Annotated in this window: 18 protein-coding genes and 1 pseudogene; 7 read left to right on the top strand and 12 right to left on the bottom strand. The window is 42.7% G+C overall.

Going from position 1 to position 25,531, the window contains the following annotated elements:
• Positions 1-118 precede the first annotated feature (118 nt).
• The 6 genes from clpB to CYLST_RS26820 all read right to left on the bottom strand — a co-directional run bounded on the left by clpB (position 119) and on the right by CYLST_RS26820 (position 5,831).
• The gene (gene clpB, locus CYLST_RS26845; RefSeq protein ID WP_015210884.1) at positions 119-2,764 is read right to left on the bottom strand and encodes an ATP-dependent chaperone ClpB; all 2,646 of its coding nucleotides are present in this window, start codon (positions 2,762-2,764) and stop codon (positions 119-121) included.
• 291 nt (positions 2,765-3,055) lie between these two features.
• Positions 3,056-3,490, bottom strand: coding sequence for a lactoylglutathione lyase (gloA, locus tag CYLST_RS26840; RefSeq protein WP_015210883.1), 435 nt, complete (start codon positions 3,488-3,490; stop codon positions 3,056-3,058).
• Between the two features lie 189 nt (positions 3,491-3,679).
• Positions 3,680-4,183 (bottom strand): hypothetical protein, encoded by a 504-nt coding sequence (locus tag CYLST_RS26835; protein ID WP_015210882.1) that lies wholly within the window; start codon positions 4,181-4,183, stop codon positions 3,680-3,682.
• 186 nt (positions 4,184-4,369) lie between these two features.
• On the bottom strand, positions 4,370-4,609 hold the full coding sequence (locus tag CYLST_RS26830) for a type II toxin-antitoxin system HicA family toxin (RefSeq protein ID WP_015210881.1): 240 nt from the start codon (positions 4,607-4,609) through the stop codon (positions 4,370-4,372).
• Positions 4,602-4,832: a type II toxin-antitoxin system HicB family antitoxin gene (locus CYLST_RS26825; RefSeq protein ID WP_015210880.1), complete on the bottom strand. Its 231-nt coding sequence runs from the start codon at positions 4,830-4,832 to the stop codon at positions 4,602-4,604. Before CYLST_RS26825 ends, CYLST_RS26830 begins: the two co-directional genes overlap by 8 nt.
• A 165-nt stretch (positions 4,833-4,997) precedes the next feature.
• Positions 4,998-5,831: a LolA family protein gene (locus CYLST_RS26820; protein WP_015210879.1), complete on the bottom strand. Its 834-nt coding sequence runs from the start codon at positions 5,829-5,831 to the stop codon at positions 4,998-5,000.
• Positions 5,832-6,446: 615 nt separating this feature from the next.
• Between CYLST_RS26820 and eno the strand changes: the two genes are divergently transcribed.
• Positions 6,447-7,736, top strand: coding sequence for a phosphopyruvate hydratase (eno, locus tag CYLST_RS26815; protein WP_015210878.1), 1,290 nt, complete (start codon positions 6,447-6,449; stop codon positions 7,734-7,736).
• A gap of 139 nt (positions 7,737-7,875) precedes the next feature.
• Here eno and argC read toward each other — a convergent pair whose 3' ends face one another.
• Positions 7,876-8,934, bottom strand: a complete 1,059-nt coding sequence (argC, locus tag CYLST_RS26810; RefSeq protein ID WP_015210877.1) for an N-acetyl-gamma-glutamyl-phosphate reductase — start codon at positions 8,932-8,934, stop codon at positions 7,876-7,878.
• Positions 8,935-9,217: 283 nt separating this feature from the next.
• On the opposite strand from argC, the gene ribBA reads away from it, so the two are divergent.
• Together ribBA and CYLST_RS26800 are read left to right on the top strand one after the other, a co-directional pair.
• Entirely contained in the window at positions 9,218-10,891 is a 1,674-nt protein-coding gene (ribBA, locus tag CYLST_RS26805; protein WP_015210876.1) for a bifunctional 3,4-dihydroxy-2-butanone-4-phosphate synthase/GTP cyclohydrolase II, read from the top strand.
• 1,441 nt (positions 10,892-12,332) lie between these two features.
• Complete coding sequence (locus CYLST_RS26800; RefSeq protein ID WP_015210875.1) at positions 12,333-13,145, top strand: nucleotidyltransferase domain-containing protein; 813 nt, start codon at positions 12,333-12,335, stop codon at positions 13,143-13,145.
• Here CYLST_RS26800 and CYLST_RS33750 read toward each other — a convergent pair.
• From CYLST_RS33750 to CYLST_RS26790, 3 genes and pseudogenes are all read right to left on the bottom strand, one after another.
• Positions 13,129-13,299 (bottom strand): annotated as a pseudogene (locus CYLST_RS33750) (site-specific integrase); the annotation flags it as partial. The gene CYLST_RS26800 and the pseudogene CYLST_RS33750 overlap by 17 nt on opposite strands.
• A gap of 711 nt (positions 13,300-14,010) precedes the next feature.
• The gene (locus CYLST_RS26795; protein ID WP_041233289.1) at positions 14,011-14,892 is read right to left on the bottom strand and encodes an N-acetylmuramoyl-L-alanine amidase; all 882 of its coding nucleotides are present in this window, start codon (positions 14,890-14,892) and stop codon (positions 14,011-14,013) included.
• Positions 14,893-15,633: 741 nt separating this feature from the next.
• Positions 15,634-16,089 carry a hypothetical protein gene (locus CYLST_RS26790; protein ID WP_015210872.1) on the bottom strand — a complete coding sequence of 152 codons (456 nt, stop codon included), beginning with the start codon at positions 16,087-16,089 and terminating at the stop codon, positions 15,634-15,636.
• 275 nt (positions 16,090-16,364) lie between these two features.
• On the opposite strand from CYLST_RS26790, the gene metH reads away from it, so the two are divergent.
• On the top strand, positions 16,365-19,916 hold the full coding sequence (gene metH, locus CYLST_RS26785; protein ID WP_015210871.1) for a methionine synthase: 3,552 nt from the start codon (positions 16,365-16,367) through the stop codon (positions 19,914-19,916).
• 91 nt (positions 19,917-20,007) lie between these two features.
• Here the strand turns inward: metH and CYLST_RS26780 are convergent, their stop codons facing one another.
• Entirely contained in the window at positions 20,008-20,766 is a 759-nt protein-coding gene (locus CYLST_RS26780) for a DUF6585 family protein (protein ID WP_015210870.1), read from the bottom strand.
• Positions 20,767-20,971: 205 nt separating this feature from the next.
• On the opposite strand from CYLST_RS26780, the gene CYLST_RS26775 reads away from it, so the two are divergent.
• A complete protein-coding gene (locus tag CYLST_RS26775) occupies positions 20,972-21,796 on the top strand; it encodes an alpha/beta hydrolase (RefSeq protein ID WP_015210869.1) in 825 nt (274 codons plus the stop codon).
• Positions 21,797-22,084: 288 nt separating this feature from the next.
• Here the strand turns inward: CYLST_RS26775 and CYLST_RS26770 are convergent, their stop codons facing one another.
• Positions 22,085-23,482: a carotenoid oxygenase family protein gene (locus tag CYLST_RS26770; RefSeq protein WP_015210868.1), complete on the bottom strand. Its 1,398-nt coding sequence runs from the start codon at positions 23,480-23,482 to the stop codon at positions 22,085-22,087.
• Positions 23,483-23,664: 182 nt separating this feature from the next.
• Here CYLST_RS26770 and CYLST_RS26765 point away from each other — a divergent pair, with 182 nt between their 5' ends.
• Together CYLST_RS26765 and CYLST_RS26760 are read left to right on the top strand one after the other, a co-directional pair.
• Complete coding sequence (locus CYLST_RS26765; RefSeq protein ID WP_015210867.1) at positions 23,665-24,303, top strand: histidine phosphatase family protein; 639 nt, start codon at positions 23,665-23,667, stop codon at positions 24,301-24,303.
• A gap of 11 nt (positions 24,304-24,314) precedes the next feature.
• Positions 24,315-25,436: a succinylglutamate desuccinylase/aspartoacylase family protein gene (locus CYLST_RS26760; protein WP_015210866.1), complete on the top strand. Its 1,122-nt coding sequence runs from the start codon at positions 24,315-24,317 to the stop codon at positions 25,434-25,436.
• Positions 25,437-25,531 lie beyond the last annotated feature (95 nt).

Genomic DNA, 25,531 nt, shown 5'->3' with positions numbered 1-25,531 from the left:
GGAAACAGGACTACTTACACACAGAAGAAACAAAAAAAGAGGTTTCTATAAGAAATCATTCATCCTGATGAATAGATTTGATTAAAGAAACCTAGGGTATTTATAATGACTAAATCTACTAAGTAGCAGTTTGGACTACTGTTACCTTCACAGGTGCTTTTTTGCTGAAGGTTAAACCTGTTTCACCTTTTTCGATAAAAATCGTGTCTCCAGAGATAAAAGTATTTTCTAATAACTTGGTGGCGATCGCATTTTCGACTTCTCTCTGAATTGCTCTTTTCAGAGGACGAGCGCCGTAAACTGGGTCATAGCCTGCTTCTACAAGGTAATCACAAGCCGCTGGAGAGATATCAAAGGAGATTTTTTGCTCTTTGAGCAGATTTTCTACCCGCTGGAGTTGAATGCGGATGATGTGACGCATTTCTTTGCGGTTGAGGGTGTGGAAGAGGATAATGTCATCGACGCGGTTGAGAAATTCGGGGCGAAAGTGCGATCGCAAAGCCTCTGTGACCCGATTCCGCATTGTGTCATACTTGGTATCATCACCAGAAACATCGAGAATGTATTCACTGCCGATGTTACTCGTCATCACAATCACAGTATTGCGAAAATCGACTGTTCGCCCCTGAGAGTCCGTAATTCTCCCATCATCCAGCACCTGCAACAAAATATTAAACACATCGGGGTGGGCCTTCTCCACCTCATCCAACAGCACCACCGAATAGGGATGCCGGCGAACCGTCTCAGAAAGTTGCCCACCTTCTTCGTAACCAATGTATCCCGGAGGCGCTCCCACGAGGCGAGAAACTGAGTGTTTTTCCATATACTCAGACATATCCAAACGCACCAAGGCGTCATCAGAATCAAAGAGAAACTGAGCTAAAGCGCGGGCGAGTTCAGTTTTACCTACACCAGTGGGTCCCATGAACAAAAATGAACCAATGGGACGACCAGGGTCTTTCATCCCCGCACGGGCGCGACGAATGGCAGCGGAGACGGCAGCTACAGCTTCTTCTTGCCCAATCACTCGTTGATGCAAATGGCTTTCTAGTTGAAGTAACTTTTGCCGTTCCGATTCCAATAAGCGATTGACGGGGATGCCTGTCCACTTGGCGACGATTTCGGCAATATCGGCTTCGGTGACTTGTTCTCGCAGCAAAGTAGAACCTTGGTTTTGAATTTCTAAAAGTTGGGTTTCTTTAATTTCGCGATCGTGCTGCACTCCTTCCAATTTGCCATACTTAAGTTGAGCAGCTTTATTCAAATCATAATCCCGTTCTGCCTGCTCAATTTGCACCCGCAGGGCATCTTCTTCTTTCTTCAAAACACTGATAGCCTCCAATAGCTGCTTTTCGCCTTGCCATTGGTCATTAAATTTCTGCTGTTTGATCGTTAAAGTGGCGATTTCTAGCTCAATTCGCTCCAAACGCTCTCTAGTTTGAGCAATTCCCTTTTCTTCACCAGCTAAAGACAGCTTTTCCATTTCTAGCTGCATCAGCCGACGGTCAATAGTTTCTAATTCCGCTGGTTTGGAGGTAATCTCCATTTTCAACTTTGCCGCTGCCTCATCCACCAAATCAATCGCTTTATCTGGCAAAAAGCGGTCAGAAATGTACCGGGCTGAAAGCGTTGCGGCGGCTACCAAAGCCAAATCAGAAATTTTGACGTTGTGATGCACTTCATAGCGTTCTTTCAACCCCCGGAGGATGGAAATTGTGTTTTCCACGCTGGGCTGGTCTACATATACTTGTTGAAAGCGGCGTTCGAGGGCGGCGTCTTTTTCAATGTATTTGCGGTATTCATCTAGGGTAGTGGCACCGATACAACGCAGTTCTCCCCGTGCCAACATCGGTTTGAGCAAATTCCCGGCATCCATCGCCCCTTGTTGATTGGAACCGGTGCCGACAACGGTGTGTAGTTCGTCAATAAACAGGACAATTTGCCCGTTTGATTCTATAACTTCCCGGAGAACATTTTTGAGGCGGTCTTCAAATTCACCGCGATATTTAGCCCCAGCGATTAAGCTACCGATATCTAAAGAGATTAATTGGCGGTTCTTGAGAGATTCAGGAACATCCCCATTTACCATTCTCTGTGCTAATGCTTCGGCGATCGCAGTTTTCCCCACCCCCGGTTCACCAATCAACACCGGATTATTCTTGCTGCGGCGAGATAATACCTGAATTACCCGGCGAATTTCGTCATCTCGCCCAATCACCGGGTCTAATTTTCCCGCTTTTGCCTGTTCTGTCAAGTCCCTGCCAAATTTTTCTAAAGCTGCAAAGCGGGATTCTGGACTTTGTTCCATCACCTTTGGACTGCTAGTGCGGACAGTTTTCACAGCCGCTTCTAGTTTGGCAATGTCCACGTTAAAGCCTTTCAGCACCCTTCTACCAATGCGTTCATCTTCAGCAAAGGCCAGGAGTATATGACCCTCGGAGATATCAGCATCTTTGAATTTAGCGCGATTTGCCTCGGCTCGGTCGAGCAATGTGTCTAAACTCGTGCCCAGATATAGCTGATCGCTTTTGGCGACTTTTGGCTGGCGTTGGGTATAAGCTTCTAGTTGCTGTTGCAAACGCAGCGGGTCAACTTCAGCCCGTGCGAGGATACCTGTTGCCAGACTGCTGGGTTCTTCTAATAGGGCAATGATTAAATGTTCAACATCTAGTTGCTGTTGTTTATAAGCACGGACTATATCCTGGGATTTGACAATCGCTTCCCAGGCTGTATCAGTAAATTTATTGGGATCTGTAGGCTGCATCTTTAAGGATTTTAGATTTTAGTTTAGAAATTTGGGATTGAGTCCGGAAAAACTCCTTTGCAAATACCTTCCCAAGGGGCATGGCAGCCCTTCTCTAGGGTAGGCGGAAAATTTTTATCCTTCATCCTTCATACTTCATACCTGTGGATATATCTCCGGTGGCAATTTTCGATTGGTAATTGATGATATTTTAATTCCTTATTTAGATTTAACTAATTTTGCCAAGAACTCCCCCACCATAGCCAAGGTTGGTGGAGGGAGATAGCGATCGCCTAAATTTTGAAGCGATAATTACTGTGTCACTAGCTGCTCTGGAGATTCCTGTTTGGCAGCAGAGCCTTGACTTCCCAATTGAATCAGTTCTATTTTATACCCATCTGGATCTTCGACAAAAGCAATTACCGTCGAACCGTGTTTCATTGGCCCTGGTTCTCGGACAACTTTACCGCCACGATTTTTAATTTCCTCACAGGTGGCGTAAATATCATCAACGCCAAGGGCAATATGACCGTAAGCATTACCCAATTCGTACTTATCCACTCCCCAATTGTAGGTTAGTTCGATCACTGCCTGCTCGCTTTCCTCTCCATAGCCGACAAAAGCGAGGGTAAATTCTCCCCCTGGATAATCTTTTTGTCGTAGCAATTTCATCCCCAGGAGTTCACAGTAAAATTTCAGAGATTCTTGCAGGTTGCCTACCCGCAGCATGGTGTGTAGTAATCGCATAATGACCTTATTGTTATCTGTGACTATTTTACCGAACAAAAATTTCCTCAACATTTGTGAGTTTTTTTTTGCTGGTTGGCTCTACTGGTGGCATAGCGGAGCGGGAGGAAATATCAATCTCTGGGTATTAACAGATGGATTCAGCGTTTTAGTGAGAACTTTTTTCCTGTGGAGAATATTTCATCTCTATTAAGAAGAAGCATCTGCATAGCGATATTCGTTGTAACTGCCTACAGCATCTAATAAGTTTAATACCAGTTCTATCTTGTCTGAATATTCAAAAGTAGAGTTAAAGACCATTTCTCGCTCATCTGTTTCCCAAGTACATCTCCAAACACCTGTGACATCATCAAACTTAAAGCCAGAGAAGTATTTACACTTTCTTTCGGTCTCACTTTCATGGTCTAGTTTGCCACTACGACAATATAAGTTATCTTCCTCAATCTGCCAATCACTAAAACAAGCAATCCATGTTGAACAAGGTATCTGATACTTTGTTGGCTGTATTTTTGTCCTACTTAAATCTTGGTAATAGCTGTGTTTGTTGGTGGTATAAGAAAGTTGAAGTGGTTGTTCTCCGTAGTAAAAAATTCCTAATTCTGACGTGGGAGTGTACTTTAATAAAAGTGGCTTTTTGTCGATTTCATCAGGTTTGAGAGGCAGTTCTGCAATCAAGTATGATTGAGTTTCCATATTAGACTCTTCTCCATAAATTACTAAATTTCGATTATTTTGCTGTATTATTAGGGACACAGCAATGCTGTGTCCCTACAAGTATTACTGCCATTAAAAATTTTTCTTTTTTAGTAATTTTTAGCTGCTGACAAATTAGCTTAACTAGAGTATGTTTTCAATATAATAAGATAGCAACAAATTAACTTATTCATAAAAATAATCATATAAATCTGATTCGGAAATATATTTAGTCGCTTGACGATAAATTGCCCGACAAGTACCTAAATCCAACTGCTTATGATTAGGTATTGTTAATGTTTGTTTTCCAGTTTCTCCTAATCTCCGCAATTTAACATGACTGCCTTTTTGGCTAATAATTTCAAAACCAAATTGATTGAAAATCTCAATAGTTTCCTGTGCGGATAATCTTCTCAACTTAGGCATAAACCGGCTGTAATTCAAATATAAAGCGAATAGCGGGATGCTCAATTAATCCGAAATCCTCTGGATTTTCTCCTTCTAAATGCAAAAAAACTGCATCAGTAAGATTTTTCACAACTTCATCCAAAGTATCCCCTTGGGTAACAACAGAAATTTCTACACACTCTGCAACATAGCCAAACTCATCACCTGTATGAATTATGGCTGTAATACTTTTTTTGTTCATAAATAATTTATTTCTGCGGTTTTAGAAAAATTATAACGTAATTAGCTTTTATGGCAGATGTAGCGATATCGCCATCTGGCCCTCAGAAGTGGCATTTGAAGGACGAAACCCAACATTACCGATGAATTTGTTGGGTTTACCCTGGGTAAACCCAACCCACTAGCTTCAAAAAGGGCTAATCGAAAGAGACCTTACTTTTTTTGCACCTGGTGGTGGTGAAAATTTGAAAGTCTGGGCGTCGATAGTTGGATTTGCAGTTCTCTGAATAATTGTTTCGGTAATCAGAATATCCAAACCTTCGCTGTTACCGCCCATTTGGATTTGCTTGAGAGTTGCAGTTACTGGCTGGAAAAAGCCACTGAAGTTAAATCCATCCTTGGTATCAGTGTAACTGTAGACAGTCAATTCCTCGCGATCAACTGTGCGTTTTTCTTCTTTTAGCCCTGAATCGTTAGTTAAACCAAATTCTTGGACAATGTCCTTTGATGAATCGGTTTCAACAATTGATTTTCTAGTATCTTCAGGGATTTCTACAAAAGCCAAGGAGGAGATACCAATGAAAAATGATTCTTTGAAAGCTGCATAGGAAGTTATGGCGTATTGTTTTAAGTCAGGTCTGTAAATCCAAACTTGTTTACCATCAGAAATCACCAAATAGTCAAGTTTTGCTTTTGCATCTTGTGGGGTAAAGGTAATCTGGGAGCGAAACTTTCTACCTGATTGGGCGAGAGTTTTAGTTTGAACGTTAATATTGAAATCGAAGCCGTTTGTCTTGGCGCTCACCAAGGATTCAGATTCTGTCAGATAGCGATCGCTCTGCAAAAAGCTGGTAATCGCCTTAGCTAGCAGTTCCAAATCCAGTTTTTCCTTAGCCTGACTGATGTTTGTCGCCTTGCTCGCTGTAATCTGTAGGGAGCTTTCAGGCGGTATAGCATTAACTTTACCTGCCAGCATGGCAAGGACGCTAAAAAATGCAATTGCTGTAAGTGTAGGTTTCATGGGTAATTGGCAATTTTTTAAATTCACAACTCGAACCCTCAATCTCGCCCTCATGGCGGCAAGTATCCAGGATAATACGGACGCGATTCGTCGTGTCCTGCCCAAATACATACACAGCTTATTACCAATATTACGCAAATATATAAGTAGTTTTTGTGAATTTTTTTACTTTAAAGTTCACAACTGCCGAATTACATATCATTAATTTGACGTTTATAAAATCACTATTTTTTAATTAAATTAAATATTCAATTGACTTAGATTATGAATTTTACAGCAGTTTTCATCTATTTGAACCACATCTCTCGTAGGGTCACAGCAATGCTGTCTACCGCGTGGTCTATTTACCTGAAAATCGCTGTAAAGTTAAAAATCAGAAAACCCAGTATTGGCAGTCATTCTAGCTGATGAGGCTGCACATAGTGAGAATAGTCAAGAAGTGGCAGTCAGCTGAAGCCAAAATCGAACATCTCCCATCAGTTAACTCAATCTCTGAAATCTTCTTTAATCTCAGGCGATAAAGTCACTTAACAGCATAAGCTAGCCATTGGGTTAAGCAACTGTTCTGTATGCGTTCTACTGCAAAAGCACACTCGAATAAAGGATCAAGCACCAATGACTAAATTTCTAGATACCGCCATTGAGGCCATTGTCGCCCGCGAAATTCTCGACTCACGGGGTAGACCAACAGTTGAAGCCGAAGTACATTTGGCAAATGGGGTTGTGGGACTAGCGCAGGTTCCCAGCGGTGCATCTACTGGTACTTTTGAGGCTCACGAACTGCGGGATGGCGACAAAAGCCGTTACGGGGGTAAAGGGGTACTCAAGGCGGTGCAAAATATCAAAGAGGCACTTGCACCAAAATTATTAAACTTGGATGTCCTCAACCAAGAACTGCTAGACCGAACAATGATTGCTGTGGATGGTTCGGCGAACAAATCCAATTTGGGCGCGAATGCGATTTTGGCGGTTTCCCTAGCAGCAGCGAAAGCCGGCGCTGAATCTTTAGAAATTCCCCTATATCGCTATTTGGGTAGCCCTTTGGCGAATTTGTTGCCAGTACCCTTGATGAACGTAATTAACGGTGGGGCCCATGCTGCCAACAACGTTGATTTTCAAGAGTTTATGATTGTGCCTATCGGTGCCCCTTCCTTCAAGGAAGCTTTGCGCTGGGGTGCGGAAGTATTTGCTACCCTCAGCCAAGTTTTAGATGAGAAGGGTTTACTCACTGGTGTAGGGGATGAAGGCGGTTTTGCTCCTAACCTAGAGTCTAATCAGGTGGCTTTGGAATTGTTGGTGGCGGCGATTAAGAAGGCTGGATACAAGCCAGGTGAACAAGTGGCTTTGGCCTTGGATGTGGCGGCTAGTGAGTTTTACAAGAATGGGCAGTATGTCTATGATGGTAAACCCCATACTCCTGGTGAATTTGTTGATTATTTAGGTCAATTGGTTGACGAATATCCAATTGTGTCCATTGAGGATGGTTTGCACGAGGAAGATTGGCAAAGTTGGCAATTGCTCACCCAAAAGTTAGGTTCACGGGTGCAGTTGGTTGGGGATGATTTGTTTGTCACCAACGCCACCCGCTTACAAAAAGGGATTGAGCAAAAAGCTGGTAACTCAATTTTGATTAAGCTGAATCAAATTGGTTCGCTGACGGAAACTTTAGAAACGATTGATTTGGCAACTCGTAACGGTTTCCGGTCGGTGATTAGCCATCGTTCTGGTGAAACTGAAGACACGACTATTGCTGATTTAGCTGTGGCTACTCGTGCCGGTCAAATTAAAACTGGTTCTCTGTGTCGCAGCGAACGGGTAGCAAAATACAATCGCTTGTTGCGGATTGAGGATGAATTAGGCGATCGCGCCGTTTATGCTGGATCTGTAGGTTTGGGGCCGAAGTAGGTAATTGGTAATTGGGAAAAAGGTAATTGGTAATTGGGAAAAAGGTAATTGGTAATTGAAAAAACTATTACCCACGACCCATTACCCCTGACCCACGATCCACGACCCATGACCCATGACCCATTACCTATTACCCCAATTAGGGATAAAATCCTAACTTGGGTAATCCAAGAGTTTCATCCCAGCCCATCATGATGTTTAGACACTGAATTGCTTGACCCGCCTGGCCTTTAATTAAGTTGTCGATAGCTGACATGACGATTACACGGCCAGTGCGCGGGTCAACTTCTACACCGATATAACAAAGATTGCTGCCATTCGCCCATTTGGTTTGGGGGTAAACACCGCTATTACAAATTCTCACCCAAGGACAGTTGCGGTAAAAGGCGGAGAAAATTGTGATTAAGTCATCTCGCACTAGACCAGGATCGCGCAGTGTGGCGTATACGGTTGCCAAAATTCCCCGCACCATTGGGATTAGGTGGGGTGTAAATTGGATGGTGACTTCGTGTCCGGCTAATTCGCTGCAAATCTGCTCAATTTCTGGGGTGTGGCGGTGACGGGCTACACCATAGGCGGCGAGGGAGTTATCTGCTTCGGCTAGCAACAAGTTGACTTTGGCTTGTCTTCCGCCGCCAGATGTGCCAGATTTGGCATCGATGATCGCTGTTTCCGGCACGATTAAGCCTTGCTTTAGAAGTGGCGACAGTGCTAGCAGGCTGGCGGTGGGATAGCAACCAGGACAGCCAATGAGTTGGGCTTCAGCGATGCGATCGCGATAAAGTTCTGGTAATCCATAAACTGCTGTGGCCGCTGTGGTGCGATCGCTTCGGTCTTTACCATACCAACTTGTATAAGTTGCCAAATCACTGAATCGGTAGTCCGCACTCAGATCGAGTACCTTACAGCCTTTTTCCAGCAGTTGGGGAGCGATTTGGCAAGCCAAACCATTGGGTAGAGAAAGAAACACGACTTCACAGCGGTGAGCAATTATTTCTGGTTCTACCGCCTCAATTGGTAAGTTGACTATATGTGCCAGATGGGGGTAGAGATCGCCAAAGGATTTTCCCGCACTGCTCTCACCACCTAAATAAACCAGTTCGAGTTCTGGATGATCCATTAAGAGTCGGACTAGTTGCACTCCGCCATAGCCTGATGCACCGACAATTCCAACGGGTACACGTCTAAAATTGCCCATAATCTGAAATCCTTATCTGTTTTTGGTTAATTTGGTTCTCAGCTATCAACATATCAGCGACTAGACGCCAAGCGCACAAAACCCCAAAATGGGTAATCGGTAATAGGAAGAGACAATCTTCAAGACGAATTCAATAATTCCTCCGCACAATCCTCAATCCCTCGTACAGTGCTTTCATGTCAACGAATCGTTGCTAGTCTACTTCTGTGCTGAATAAAAGAGCTACAATCTAAAAGAAGAATTTTGTGAAAAAAAAGTTTACATAGGTAGCTGGAAATCGTTTGTGTCAGAGCCTAAGACTACCCTAACCTTTAAATTTGATTCGATTGATGCCGCCTTGGCAGATCTGAAAGCTGGTCGCGTCATCGTGGTGGTAGATGACGAAAATAGAGAAAATGAAGGCGACTTAATTTGTGCCGCCCAATTTGCTACCCCCGACATGATCAATTTTATGGCGGTGGAAGCCAGAGGACTAATTTGCCTGGCGATGACTGGCGATCGCTTGGATGAATTGAACTTGCCATTGATGGTGAGTAATATAACTGATACTAACCAAACAGCTTTCACTGTCAGTATAGACGCTGGTCCACAATTGGGCGTAACGACTGGCATCTCAGCAGAAGACCGCGCCCGCACAATCCAAGTAGCTCTCAACCCAGCGACAAAACCCGAAGATTTACGTCGTCCTGGTCACATTTTCCCGATTCGAGCAAAACAGGGTGGCGTGCTAAAACGAGCAGGACATACGGAAGCGGCTGTTGATTTATCCCGACTTGCTGGACTATACCCCGCTGGGGTAATTTGTGAAATTCAAAACTCCGATGGTTCAATGGCGCGGTTAAACCAGTTAATCGAATATGCCAAAACTCATAAACTGAAAATTATTAGCATTGCGGATTTAATTAGTTACCGTCTACAACACGATCGCTTGGTGATTCGCGAAACTATTACCGAACTACCCACCCAATTCGGTCATTTCCGCATTTACGGTTATCGCCACACCTTGGATAATCACGAACACGTAGCAGTTGTTAAGGGCGACCCTGCAACCTTCCAAGATGAAGCGGTGATGGTGCGGATGCACTCAGAATGCTTAACTGGCGATGCTTTGGGTTCTTTGCGCTGTGACTGTCGAATGCAGCTACAAGCAGCATTGAAAATGATTGAATCTGCCGGTCAAGGTGTCGTTGTTTACCTGCGGCAAGAAGGACGGGGAATCGGATTAATTAATAAGCTCAAAGCCTACTCGTTGCAGGATATGGGGCTGGATACGGTAGAAGCGAATGAGCGTCTAGGTTTTCCCGCTGACCTGCGAGACTATGGTATGGGGGCGCAAATGCTCATGGATTTGGGTATTAAAAAAATCCGCCTAATTACGAATAACCCCCGAAAAATTGCCGGTGTTAAGGGCTATGGGTTGGAAGTTGTTGATCGTGTGCCGCTGTTGATTGAGGCCACTGACTACAATTCTTATTACCTAGCGACGAAAGCGCAAAAGCTGGGTCACATGCTGTTACAAACTTATCTGGTGACAGTGGCAATTCATTGGCTAGATGACCCGCAATTAGTGACCCTACGCTATGAACGTTTAGAGAAACTGCGGCATTTAGCGAAAATTAATGATTTATTGTTACAGGAAGAAGCGCGTCCATTAGCGATCGCACTTTTTGACAAACCATCCTTAACTGTGCATCTCGGCTTTGATCAAGCCAAAGTCGCTGACGCTGATTGGTTTGAACAGACTGGACATCCTTACCTGCAAGCAATATTCCAAATTTTAGATGATCTGGTGACTTTGCCATACGTCCAGAAGGTAGAATTTCTCATCTCTCCTGGTAGCGATCCCCTGAGTAACTTGCAAGTGCAACTAGACCGAGAGATATTCGCCCCTAAGACTGTACCATCTTCAATATGCGATCGCTTGGAGACACAGCAAATTTACAGCTTTAGCCAATAGCCAAAAAGCATTTCCTCAATTTCCATCTATTCGTAGGGGCACAGCAATGCTGTGCCCCTACACCGTATTGCATCTAAACAAGAACTGCTATAGTTTTTTAAAGCTATTTGTTGATCACGCCTGTATGCTTAAATCAGCCCATAACCACAGTTTAAGTATTAGGCTAACTTGCTAAACTAGCTACTTAACCCATCAAGTTGTATAATTTTTATTATTATAACAATTCATGGGTTATACCAATTTTATGCGAGGCTGCACAGAATGATGAAATCAATTTAATTATCCATCTTTATCTGCGTTTATCTGCGTTTAATTTTTTTTAATATCTTATTATATCCAACTTCATATCAATTTGGTATTATCTAATCAAGAATCTAGAGATGATTATTTAATTGTAGTTGAAGGAGAAACAGAACAGAACTATTTCGAGTTACTCAAACAAATCGAATCTAGGACTAACGACAACAATTGATATTAAAGTTTATCCAGTTGGTTGTAGTGCTCCTCTAGAAATCATTAACGAAGCTTACAGGTTATTTCAAGATAATATACAAGACAGTAAAAAAGGCATTAAACTAAAATTTGCTAAAGTGGTTTGTGTATTTGTGCTTTTAGGGATAAACAGGACAAAAAGGACAAGATATACCTCACAAGATAGGCGGCCACTTTATCCCTCGTTTTTGGGATGCTTTAGAGCCATTCCGCTTGACAAGAGTGAGCAGTTTCCCTAACACCTTACAAAAGCACAGGCCCCAAATTTTAGGCGTGAGACTTTCCCCGCTGGCATTCTTCCCGGCGCGACTCGCTCAACTAGCGATTGCCTACGGCGGGCGGTTACGCCATCGCCATTTTCCCTCAAGAATTTTTCCCCGGCATTTTTACCAATCCCCAATCCCTAATTCCCCATATCGCTAAAAACGCGATTTAAGTTTGATAAATTCTATAAATATAGAATCCACCGTACAGCACCCCACACTACTTTAAACACTAATAATCTAACTTGGACTGCGGACACACCAAAATTACACCTAAAGTTACCCTTTAACCCAACGGCTGTAACTCTTGCACCACAAAGTTTTAGACCGTCCCACACCCCACAGCTTTCTATTTATATATAATCCCCAGGGTATGGGACATATCACTCAATGGTTTATCCTTTCTTTCCTGTTATAGTTGCCTACATCTGTACTACATAACTTTTCAAAAAACCAATCTACATTTTTCCTGGGTAGTTTAACTCAACCCTCTTAAACCCCTATTACCGCCCCCCTTACCTCTACATGGCTTCTCTGTATCCGCTCAATAATTGGAGGCGGACTACCTGCTAACCTATTTACCCCAATTTATTGAGCGATTACAATTAAACTTATATTTTTTACTTCACATAGAGCGACATCAACGCAAGCTATTGTAAAACTTAGTCAATTGACAGAGCCAACAGATGAAAGATAATATGCCAATTCCCGAACCACAGCGTTCTTTTTTAGAAAAGATGCTTGTAAAGTTGCAGACTGATGAACGCTTATTAGGTGTGGCGATCGCTGGCTCTTATTTAAGAGGAGAAATGGATGAGTATTCTGATTTAGATTTAATAATTGTTGTAGATGATGTTCATTACCAAAATATTTTACAAGAGCGCCAAAATTTTGCCAGTCAATTTGGTTCATTGTTAGCAGCTTTTACTGGCGAACACGTCGGTGAACCGAGATTGTTAATTTGTCTTTACAACAATCCTTTAGTACACGTTGATTTAAAGTTTTTACTTTTACAAGATTTCACAACAGACCGAGTAGAAAATCCGGTGGTTTTGTGGGAGCAAGAAAATTTACTGACAATAGCTATTGCCAATAACCCATGTCACTATCCACCGATTGATTTGCAATGGATTGAAGACCGCTTTTGGGTATGGGTACACTACTGCGCCGCTAGATTAGGTAGAGGTGAACTCTTTGAAGCCCTTGATTTTTTAGCGTTTCTCCGGGCGCAGATTTTAGCACCATTGGCTAAAGTTGAGGCAGGGCGACTACCGCGTGGAGTTAGAAATCTAGAGAAAGAAATTCCACTCCGGCTTGGAGATTTTTACCAGACTATTGCTGCTCAACACAATCAGCATGAAATTGCTCAAGTGCTACAAAACAGTATTCACTTTTATCGCCAGTTGCGAGATGCGTTAAAGTTCCCGACTTTGGTGGTGCGATCGCAAGCGGAAGTTGCCTCCACCGAATATCTACAAAAAGTTATTGAGAATTTCTGATAGCGTTAATCAGGTATTTTCCGACATCCTCCGAAACTGGTGATAGCATCGACAGCGCCGCCGCCGCTCCCAACACTTGCTCATCGCTCACTTCCAAGTATCTTTGCAGCTGCTCTAAATTCCTATGCCCCGATATTTCCTGAATGACTCTCAGTGTGCTTTTAGGGATAAAAAGGACAAAAAGGACAAGATATACCTCACAAGATAGGCGGCCACTTTATCCCTCGTTTTTGGGATGCTTTAGAGCCATTCCGCTTGACAAGAGTGAGCAGTTTCCCTAACACCGTACAAAAGCATCAAAGAAGGCTCAATTCTTATGCCAAAAAGACTTTTGAGTCATATCTTGACCGCTTTGAGGCATATCCTATAACAAAAGTTTAAATTATGTCCAAAATAGGTATGTTTTGATACTTACTATTTTAAACAAGAACAAACAAAACTCGTAGTCGCATTATGGCTCACAAATCAAACCTGCGGTCATGATTTGACTCACAACTTTATACTGCTTGTGTGCTGTATGCGCCGAAATTACGTGACGCTGCGGTCATTTTATGGCTCAAAAAGTGGTCAAGATATGCCTAAAGTCACAGTATTTGACGATGATAATAAACCAGAGAAATATTATGTTTATGTATTTAGTTCGCGCAGGCAGACTATCCCTACGGGACGCTACGCGAACGTTTGTGTAGCCAAGCCACTGCGTTGGGGAGGCAGCGCGGTGGTGAGGCAGCGCGGTCTTGGGGGTTTCCCCCATGAGCGACTGCCGAAAGGGTTCCCCGGCATAAAGCGACTGCCGTCGGCTCCGCCGACTTGTTCGCGCAGCGTCTCCCCTTGGGAGAAGCATGTGGCGCGCGACTTCTAGTCGTTAGGGCTTTTTCACCGTATTAGCCGTATTAATTGGTTTTAGCTGCCGAAAAGCACGAAGTGAATTAAAAAACCTGTTGAAATCAAAACTTATCGGGTCAACTTTCTTTCCTGAATGGTCTACTATTTTGTGAGTAGTAATGCGCTCATCAGGAACTTGACTTTGAGCAATTAACCAAGCCAAAGAATTATATTGAGCTTCACTATATCCGCTGTGGGTTGATATTTTGCTATCTCCCCAAGCATCGGGTGGCGTTTCCAAAGAAACATGATAAGCAAAATTATTGACAGATGGTGGCAAATTGGGATTAGTTTGCACAGTTTCCGCACCATTAACCCCATAAAAGATAGAATTAGCAGCACCAAAAGCCCGCTTAGAAGGTGGGACTAAATAAATCACCGTGCCATCTTGCCTAATCATAGCGTGATAACTTGCTTGGACACTTTCATCACTATGGGGAGTTTGAAAAAAATTAATCGCACTAGAAGCAGAATTACTAGTTTCATGAATAACGATAATCGCTTGATTATTCACAGGTACGCCATTAACATCTTGAGCATACCGTTCTCCATAATTGCTAGGATGAACCGCAACCGCTGCAAAACTAGGTTTGTATCTAGCAAAAGCTTGAGTAGTTGTATATCTGGCAACAATCTTATTCGTCTTCTGCGGAGATTTAGGCAAACTTTGAGATTTATCTCCTGAAGCTGTCGCTGATTGAAGTTGCACAGTTGGGTATTGATTCCAGACTGTATCATCTGGGTTTAATGTTGCTGTCTGATTTTTTAGTTGTGCCCCTTTGCCGATAAACAACGCCAAAATCAAAGCAGCGAACATCAAAAAAATTAGCATTACTCTAGTTGCCCAATCTCTAAATCTCATTTTTTATACTTATAAAACTGCTGAAAGTAATATTAATATGTTGATTATATCGAAAGAAAGTAGCCTAGTATACTGAAAGCATGTTAGATATTTTTTTCTACCTCTTCCTCTATCTATAGGGTTATTTTAATACTATCAAGACCATTTTAAACGCTTCAGCTCTATCACATCTCGATAATTTTAAAATACCATCTTCACACCTTGCAACTAAGTATAGCAACGTAAATAATTAAAGGTTTGTAGTAAGGGCTTCAGCCCTCACTACGAGCGAATTTCAACATTTTTTACTTTAGCTAACATAGTTTGATCTATTTTCACCTACTTACTTAGAGCGCTTCTTGCTTGTATGCAACCCACTCTAAACCTTGTCCTACAAATATAGAGACAATGCAGGCAACATCGCTACACTCAAAAATCATATTAACGCTTATATTCTGCTGCATGGTGTTCGCATAGCCAAAGGTAATGTCCCTAGGCACGAATCATGTTTAATGACACAAACCATACCCTATATTCAGAACTGGCAAGATGCCCATCCCACAAAACAATCAAAATCATTGTGCAAATATGTAAGGACATAATTTAAAATTATAGGGATTGCTGATTAGGAGTATGAATTTAGTCTCACGCACTCGTAGCAAAGGCGCAACAAAGATCAGAGTTTTAAAGACTTGATTTAGGAATTTCATACTTTAATTCAGCAACGCCAAATTATAAATAGATAGGATGGCAAATGCATTACTATCTGTACATCTCTAATCGATTTTTCTCACTAATCCAGTAATCTGGCAACCAAAAAATATTGATATTCATCAAAATAGCCGCAGGTGTAAAAGTGTCAAATTCTCCCATTTCTAAATGCTTGGGGGGAATTAAACCAAAGACTTCATCATTAAGCATTACTTCTAAAAGTATTTCCTCAAACTCAACTTTAAATTCATTGAGACGAATGCAGTGAATTCCCTTCTCATCTTCATAATATTCATATTCACTGGGTAAAAATGGTGAAGGTTTAATCTCTTCCTTCAAATACTCTAGCCGTTCAAACTCCCTGATGGGGATGATAGCTGCAACTTCTTCCTCACCTTTAAGCAAGACAAAGCGCTTTCCCTCCAACATCACGCCGCTGAGGATTTCCAGCAAGTTACCCCTTACTTCCTCAGTCGTTAAGCGGATAAACCCTTCATTTTCATTCATATCACCTTCCCACATACCCAATTTCTGAAAGTTCTGTCCAAAATATCAATATTTTGGAAAATAATGAATTAAGTCGAATATAGCGGTTCTCGATTGAATCAAGTACACTGCGTCACCTAACCCCCTAACCCCCTTCCCTAAGAGGGAATGGGGAAAAAACAATGTAGAGACGTTGCATGCAACGTCTCTAGATAAACAGGAGAGAGGTCAGTGTGTATTTCATCCAAACGAGAAGCAGTATATAACAAGACTAGTTCAATTTTCTTGTAGAAAATATGACTCATCCTTTTCTTGAACGCCTACATAGTCCAGAACGTCCTGTTATCGTCTTTGACGGTGCAATGGGAACTAACCTGCAAACCCAAAATCTGACTGCTGAGGACTTCGGAGGCCCCCAGTATGAAGGTTGTAACGAATACCTAATCCACACAAAGCCGGAAGCTGTCGCCAAGGTTCACCGTGACTTTCTCGCCGCTGGTGCTGATGTGATTGAAACGGATACCTTTGGCGCTACCTCCATTGTCTTGGCAGAATATGACTTGGCAGATCAGGTTTATTATCTAAATAAGAAAGCCGTAGAACTGGCTAAAAGTGTCGCCGCTGAATTTTCCACTCCCGAAAAACCCCGATTTGTGGCGGGTTCCATTGGCCCCACAACCAAACTCCCTACCTTGGGACATATTGACTTCGACACCTTGAAAGCATCTTTTGCGGAACAAGCAGAAGCGCTGTGGGATGGTGGTGTGGATATATTTCTCGTGGAAACTTGCCAAGATGTGCTGCAAATCAAAGCGGCGCTAAATGGAATTGAGGAAGTTTTTGCTCGCAAGGGAGAAAGACGTCCGTTGATGGTTTCTGTGACAATGGAAAGTATGGGGACAATGCTGGTGGGAACAGAAATCAGCGCTGTCCTGACGATTTTGGCACCTTTCCCCATTGATATTCTCGGTCTGAATTGTGCCACTGGCCCAGATTTGATGAAGCCACATATCAAATATCTGTCAGAACATTCGCCTTTTACTGTTTCTTGTGTTCCCAATGCGGGTTTACCGGAAAACGTCGGCGGTCAAGCACACTACCGCCTGACACCGATGGAATTACGGATGTCGTTGATGCATTTTGTTGAAGATTTGGGTGTCCAAGTGATTGGGGGTTGCTGTGGGACGCGTCCAGAACACATTCAACAGTTGGCAGAAATCGCTAAAGACTTGAAGCCAAAGGTGAGACAGCCGAGTTTAGAACCGGCAGCGGCATCAATTTATTCTACTCAACCCTACGACCAAGATAATTCTTTCTTGATTGTTGGCGAACGTCTTAACGCCAGTGGTTCTAAAAAGTGCCGCGATTTGCTGAATGGGGAAGACTGGAATGGACTGGTGTCAATGGCGCGGGAACAAGTGAAGGAAGGCGCACACATCCTCGATGTTAACGTCGATTATGTGGGACGTGATGGCGTGCGTGATATGCACGAGTTGGTTTCCCGCGTTGTTAATAATGTGACACTGCCGCTGATGCTTGATTCCACGGAATGGGAAAAGATGGAGGCGGGGTTAAAGGTCGCGGGTGGTAAGTGTTTGCTGAATTCTACCAACTATGAAGACGGGGAACCGCGTTTTTTAAAGGTGTTGGAGTTGGCGAAAACTTACGGCGCGGGTGTGGTTATTGGTACAATTGATGAAGATGGCATGGCGCGGACGGCGGAGAAGAAATTTCAAATTGCCCAACGCGCCTATCGTCAAGTTGTCGAATATGGGATTGCTCCGACGGAAATATTCTTTGATACTCTAGCTTTACCTATTTCTACGGGGATTGAAGAAGACCGGGAAAACGCCAAAGCCACCATTACAGCTATTCGCCGCATTCGCCAAGAGTTGCCGGGATGTCATGTGATTTTGGGTGTGTCTAATATATCTTTTGGTTTAAACCCAGCGTCGCGCATTGTCCTGAATTCTGTATTTTTGCACGAAGCGATGACGGCGGGTATGGATGCGGCAATTGTCAGCGCTAGCAAGATTTTACCACTGTCTAAGATTAGCGATCGCCATCAAGAGATTTGTCGGCAGTTGATTTATGATCAGCGTCGGTTTGAGGGTGATGTCTGCGTATACGACCCCTTAGGAGAGCTTACCACGGTTTTTGCTGGGGTGACGACAAAACGCGATCGCTCCCTTGATGCCAGTTTACCCGTGGAAGAACGCCTGAAGCGTCATATTATCGATGGTGAACGCATCGGTTTAGAAGCACAACTGACAAAAGCCTTAGAACAATATCCCCCCTTAGAAATTATCAACACCTTTTTGCTGGATGGGATGAAAGTTGTCGGTGAGTTGTTCGGTTCTGGACAAATGCAACTACCTTTCGTTTTACAATCTGCCGAAACCATGAAAGCAGCCGTTGCTTATTTAGAACCTTTCATGGAAAAGTCAGAATCTGGCAATAATGCCAAAGGAACCTTTATCATCGCCACAGTCAAAGGTGATGTTCACGACATTGGTAAAAACTTGGTTGATATCATCTTATCTAACAACGGTTACAAGGTGATTAACCTGGGAATTAAACAATCGGTAGAAAACATCATTCAAGCTTACGAACAGCACAAAGCTGATTGTATTGCCATGAGTGGTTTGCTGGTGAAATCCACCGCTTTTATGAAAGAAAATTTGGAGGCATTCAACGAAAAAGGAATTACTGTTCCTGTAATTTTAGGCGGTGCAGCGTTGACTCCTAAATTTGTCTATGAAGATTGCCAAAACGCTTATCAGGGTAAGGTCGTTTATGGCAAAGACGCATTTTCTGATTTGCATTTCATGGATAAATTAATGCCTGCTAAAGTTGCAGGTAATTGGCAAGATTTGCAGGGTTTTTTGGATGAAGTGCCGGAAAATGGACATCAACCCAGTGGCGAAAATGGCGGGAAAGATTCCCACCCCACAAGGGAAAATGTTGATGTAATCAAAGAGGTTGATACCCGTCGGTCGGAAGCTGTGGCGATAGAAATTTCTCGTCCAACTCCGCCTTTTTGGGGAACGCAGTTGTTACAGCCAAGTGATTTTTCTCTTGAGGAATTATTCTGGTATTTAGATTTGCAAGCTTTGATTGCTGGACAGTGGCAATTCCGCAAACCTAAGGAGCAATCTAAGGAGGAATATCAGGCGTTTTTGGCTGAGAAAGTTTATCCGGTTCTGGAGAGTTGGAAGCAGCGAATTATTGAGGAAAATCTGTTGCATCCTCAAGTGGTTTATGGGTATTTCCCTTGTCAGTCTGAGGGGAATACTTTGTTGATTTATAATCCCAAAGATGTAGAGACGTTGCATGCAACGTCTCTACAACCCGTCACCACCTTCGAGTTTCCGAGACAGAAATCCCTACGCCGTTTGTGCATTGCAGATTTCTTTGCAACTAAGGAGTCGGGTGTAATTGATGTTTTTCCAATGCAGGCTGTGACTGTGGGAGATATTGCGACGGAGTTTGCTCAAAAGCTGTTTGCCAATAATCAATACACTGATTATCTGTATTTCCACGGTTTGGCGGTGCAGGTGGCGGAGGCTTTGGCTGAGTGGACACACGCCAGAATTCGCCGTGAGTTGGGTTTTGGTGCTGAGGAACCGGATAATATTCGGGATATGTTGGCGCAGCGTTATTCTGGTTCACGGTATAGTTTCGGCTATCCGGCTTGTCCGAATATCCAAGACCAATACAAGCAGTTGGAGTTGTTGGGGACTGACAGGATTAATCTATATATGGATGAAAGTGAGCAACTTTATCCTGAACAGTCTACAACGGCGATTATTGCTTATCACCCTGTAGCGAAGTATTTCAGCGCGTAGAACCCCACACCCCCTCCCCGCTGTTTCGTGGAGGGGGAATTAAATAATCAAATTAGCATAAAAAGAAACTCTATATAATGAGTAATAAATATTAAGGTCTTACACTGCTAAGAATTGTATTAGTCATTTCTATAAAAATATATAAATTGCATATTGTTGATACTTCTGCCACATACCAATTTTTGTTCAGCCAACTACCATTTTTTTTCCTGATGTAAACTTTCCCAGATGAAATATCTATACTTTCAACTTCTAACCAAGGTAATGTATTATTTTTGGCTTTAATTCCCTTTTTACTGATTGTGATTTCTCCAAAAGTAACCGATTGTCCTACACTATAATTAAACTTAAGGCTAGGCATCAAGTATTTAATAACTTCATGATTTAAATACTTACCCAATTCCTCATTAGCTATTATTTCATCAAGAATTATTGCGTTACCATCTTTAGTTTGAATTGTGTATTGATAACTCTTTCTGCCAGTGGGAATTACGAAGTATTGATAGTATTGAACACCATACTGCCACAATGCTACAATATCTTTAAAATTAATAATTTTTATGATATTGCTAGACTTGTAGACTAACCCATCTTCATATAAAAATAAACGTTCTCTCAGAATATCTACAATACCATATATTAAAAAGCCAGAGAATATAATACATCCTAATCCTATAATTGTTATCCAAGCTTCTTTGAATCCTCCAGATATAAGTTGTACTCCACCTATTATAAAAAATAATGCTATAACCATAGGCTGGATAAGCTTTCTTGAAATTTGCGGTTTAAATTCTTTAATTAGTTTTCCTAATGAATAATCTTCTAAATGCTGATTATTTTTATTACTCATTTATTTTTGTAATTTAAAAATACCATTTAAAATTTCTTATATTTATGTTACTCTATCTGGCTGATACAGGGCTATAATTAGAGCTATTTGATTCTTTCAAAGCCTACAATAATTTTTAGGTATTTAGTCCGCGTAGGCGGACTTTGTTTGTATAGCCGCGACTTCTAGTCGTTAGGGCTTATTTTCCTAGAAAAAACGGGTTATTATGGATAAACGGCGTTTGAAAAAACTGCTAATTGGTGATTTTACTTGGAAACGATTGATCACATCTCTAGCTTTTATCTATATATTTTTTGCTGCCTATGTCTATTTTCGGGCAGATAGTATGATTTTTTTGCCGCAACCCTCTAGCTATCAAGATAGTCAGAAAATACTCAAGCTAACAAGTGCTGAAAAAACGAATATTTCCGCAGTGCATTTGTTGAATGCTCAAGCTAAGTATACTATTCTTTATGCTCATGGCAATGCCGAAGATTTAGGAGATATCCAACAAGTACTGCAAAAATTACGCGATTTTGGTTTTAATGTTTTTGCTTATGATTATCGCGGCTATGGGACAAGTGAGGGAACGCCTACAGAAAATCATGCTTATCAAGATATTGATACTGCTTACAATTATTTGACCCAAAATCTCAAGATTCCACCGCAGCAGATTATTGTATTTGGTCGTTCTGTTGGTGCTGGTTCAGCAGTAGATTTAGCAGCACGAAAACCAGTTGCAGGTTTAATTATTGAAAGCGCCTTTGTTTCGGCATTTCGAGTTATTGTACCTTTCCCAATTTTGCCTTTTGATAAGTTTAGCAATTTGGGCAAAATTAAAAGAGTGAAGTGTCCGGTATTAGTGATGCATGGTAAAGCGGATGAAATTATTCCTTTTACTCATGGAGAAAAATTATTTGCTGCTGCCAAGTCGCCAAAACTTTTTTTATGGGTGGAGGAAGCGACACATAATGATTTTATCTGGGTGGCGGGAGAAAGGTATGGAAAAACTTTGCAGGAGTTTGTGAAGTTAGTAAATATGTCAACTTAATTAAAAACGAAATAATCCTAGGGTGCGTTGTCGTACGTTGGTGTCAACTTAAAAAGAAAAACTTTGTAAAATCTGGGTTTCACGCCTTCTCGTTCTCATACTCTGTATGGGAATGAATTCTAGAAGGATCGGACTGGGCGTGACAGTAGAGGCTCTGCCTCTATGATGACATTCCCAGTCGGAGACTGGGAACGAGATATGGTAAGAATTTGCGCTTAAATTGACACCAATGCGCCGTAAAATGCGCCGTAACACCACTTTAGATATTACGTTTTTTTAGAAGGTTTTTTAAGCGCCCCTCAACTGTGCCTCAGAAACCCAAGCGCTGTGAAACCCATAGGGTACGCGTTGGGGAATTAACACCCGCGCCGCCGCTTCACCGGTCACATCTTGGGCATTCAGCACCACTAATTCAGAAGTTCCTTTACCTTCGTTGTGGACAAAAGTTATCAGCCAGCCATCATCTTCATCTGTGGCACCAGGACGGGGTGCAAACGCAGCTGCACCGCCATAGCATCCTTGTCTGAATGTATGAGTTTCGGACTTGCCGCTGTTGAGATCGTATTTAATTAGACCATCGAACAAAGGCAAGGTAGCATCTGCCCACTTACCAATGTAACCATATTGGGTTTTTTGTCCTAACAGGTTTTCGTTGACACAGGGAAATTCCCCTGGTGTATCATCTAGCATTTCTTCGCGGACTGTCCCTTTACTCAGGTTAAACCGCCACTGATGCAGGCGTGGGATATCTCCGTCTGGATCGGGTTGCATTCCTTCAGCAACTAAGACGTTTGTGGAACTCATGCGACAGGCAATAAGTACTATTTCATCTTCTTCTTCGTAGGCGTTGAGGGTATGGAAGACGTAGCAGGCAGGACTTTCAAACCAGCGGATGTTGCTGTTATTGCCGAAACGGGGGACAATACCAAAACGACTGGGGCGATCGCGCTCAAACAGCATCATCGGTTCTCCCCGTTGCATTCGTTTGCTGCTAAAAGTCAGCGGCAGATCCATAAAAATTGTGTAGTTTTCGGTGATAGCAAAATCGTGCATCATCACCCCTATAGGCAAGTCAATTGGCACTGTTGACAACAGTTCACCCTCGGCTGAAACCACACTATATTTTAGGTAAGGTGGTGTCAACGGAGAGTAGCCAAAGAACATCATCTCGCCGATCACTGGGTCTACCTTCGGATGGGCAGTAAAAGCAGAAACTAGCTTGTCATTGTAGGTGTACTCGCCAATTGTCTCTAACTCAGGAACTTTAATGGCATGAGGCGCTCCCCCTTCCCATAGCGCCAAAAGTTGCCCAGCGTGCCAAACAAGGGCAGTATTGGCAACATTTTTGTAAGGACCTTGGGGGTTTTCCATCTGCGGGGGTTCGGCAAATCCAGTCCAAAGGGCTTTACCTGCTGCTTGCTCAGTTTTCCATCCTGCTGTCTGGATGTAGCGATTGCGATAAGTGGCTTTGCCGTTGCTAATTTGCACTCCGTGCAACATCCCATCTCCGTCAAACCAGTGGTAATTACCCTTGGGTGACCATTGGGGGTTCGGGCCATTCCGGAGAAATATCCCCGATAGCTCAGGGGGTAGCTCACCAATTACTTGCAGGGTGTCAGTGGTAATTTCTGCGTGGACTGGGGCAAAGTTGCCATCGAGATATGGATTAACTGCGGTTGTTACCATTGTGTTGTTTGTCAAAGGGTGTGAATCTGAATAGTGGCACTTTTTTAATATTAGCGATGCACCATCGCGCGAGCGGGTGCTGTTGCCCTTTTTGTGCCTCGCAACACAATTTGGCAGCGGTTAAAGCGGCAATATTCACCTCTCTGACTGAGAATATCCTTGAAAATCGGTGAAAATCTACTGTGAGCCTAACTCTTTATTTCCTGCGTCACGGACAAACAGAATTCAGTCGCAATAATGCCTATTGCGGTGCGATCGACTCAGAACTTACCCCCGAAGGCTTGGAGATGGCACAGGCTTTTGCCGCTGCCTACAGTTCTACCCCTTGGAAGGCGGTTTTTTGCTCCCCCATGAAGCGAACTTTAGCCACAGCCAAACCCTTGTGTGCCGCAACTGGGATGCAACCAGAACTGCGAGATGGTTTGAAAGAAATTAACTATGGCCAGTGGGAGGGAAAAACCCCAGAAGAAATCAACCGCGAATATCATGATGATTATATTCGTTGGTCAGCCGACCCGGCTTGGAATGCCCCAACAGGTGGGGAAATGGCAGTGACAATTGCCGGACGCGCTATGCAGGTAATTGAAGAAATTAGGCAACTTTATCACAGTGGTAATGTGTTAATTGTTGCCCATAAAGCAACTATCAGAATTATTCTCTGTAGTTTACTGGGAATTGATGTCGGACGCTTCCGCTATCGTTGGGGATGCCCGGTTAGCTCGTTAAGTATTGTAGAATTTACCTCTCATGGGCCACTGTTGCAGGTTTTGGCAGACCGGACTCATTTGGGCGATCGCTTGCGGAATTTACCGGGGAGTTAAGGAATGTTTTGATGATTCCCAATATTGAAACGATTTTTTTACGACAAATGGCTTCAGGAGATCGCCTTTCTCTGCAAGTTTATCAATTTAAAGGCGCAAATCCTGGTAAAAAAGTTTACATTCAATCTAACCTGCACGGTGCAGAAATTGCTGGCAATGCCGTTATTCACCAACTAATCGAATTTTTGCTCTCACTAAATGTTACAGATTTAGCAGGGCAAATCTGGCTGGTTCCTGTTTGTAATCCAATGGGAGTAAATGCGCGTGCACACCATTTTTCTCCTGGTAGGTACTGTGCTTACGAATCCAAAGACTGGAATCGCATCTTTTGGGACTACGAAAAAGAAGCTGATGATTTAGCAGCTTTTACTCAACTTGATTGTGATCTAGAGGTCGTCCGACAAAATTATCTCACTGCAATTAAAGATAAATTTGCCAAAATTTTAGAAGAAACTAACTCCCCCGGTGGTATACCCTACACTGAGCAGTTTCGGAACAAACTCCAATCTCTCAGCTTAGATGCAGACTACCTAATTGACATACACAGTGCTACAAATCAAGGGTTAGACTACCTTTATTACTGCCAAAATCGAGCAGACAGCGCTAATTATTTCCTGCTGGATTTTGGCATATTACTGGATAAATATGATGGGGATGCTTTTGATGAGGCTTTTATCAAGCCTTGGTTAGCACTGGAAGCTGAGTTTCAAAAGCTGGGCAGAAATATCAAATTTGATCTAGAAGCTTGGACTCTGGAACTGGGTGCAGGAATGCAGATGAACCCTAATTCAGTCGCTAAAGGTGTGCGGGGGATAAAAAACTATTTAGCGCACAAAGGTGTGTTGCAAATCCCTGGCTTTCCTTTAGAGGAAACCAGATCGCATCAAATGTATTTTGCGGCCAGTAGCAAAAGAACAAGATACTATGCGATCGCAGGTGGCATGATTCAATCGAGAATTGCCTTGGGGAGTGCCGTAAAAACAGGCGAAAGACTGTATCAAATTCTCAGTTTTAATAAAGAAGGTCAATTACCCACTGTGATTGATGTCTGCGCTCAACAAGATGGATTAGTCTATGATGTCTCAACTAATCAGGCTGTAAATGAAGGCGAATTTGTACTAGGGATTATTTAGTAGTGCTGCGTTAATTGCTACCACCGACAAATTCCCGTGATTTGGGCTAATCATCTGCACACCTTCTCGGTCTCTCAAATCAATAGCGATGCCAT

This window comes from Cylindrospermum stagnale PCC 7417, from assembly GCF_000317535.1.
Classification (GTDB): Bacteria; Cyanobacteriota; Cyanobacteriia; order Cyanobacteriales; family Nostocaceae; genus Cylindrospermum; species Cylindrospermum stagnale.
Note: the sequence above shows the minus strand (reverse complement) of the source record. Positions and strands in the feature narration are given on the sequence as shown.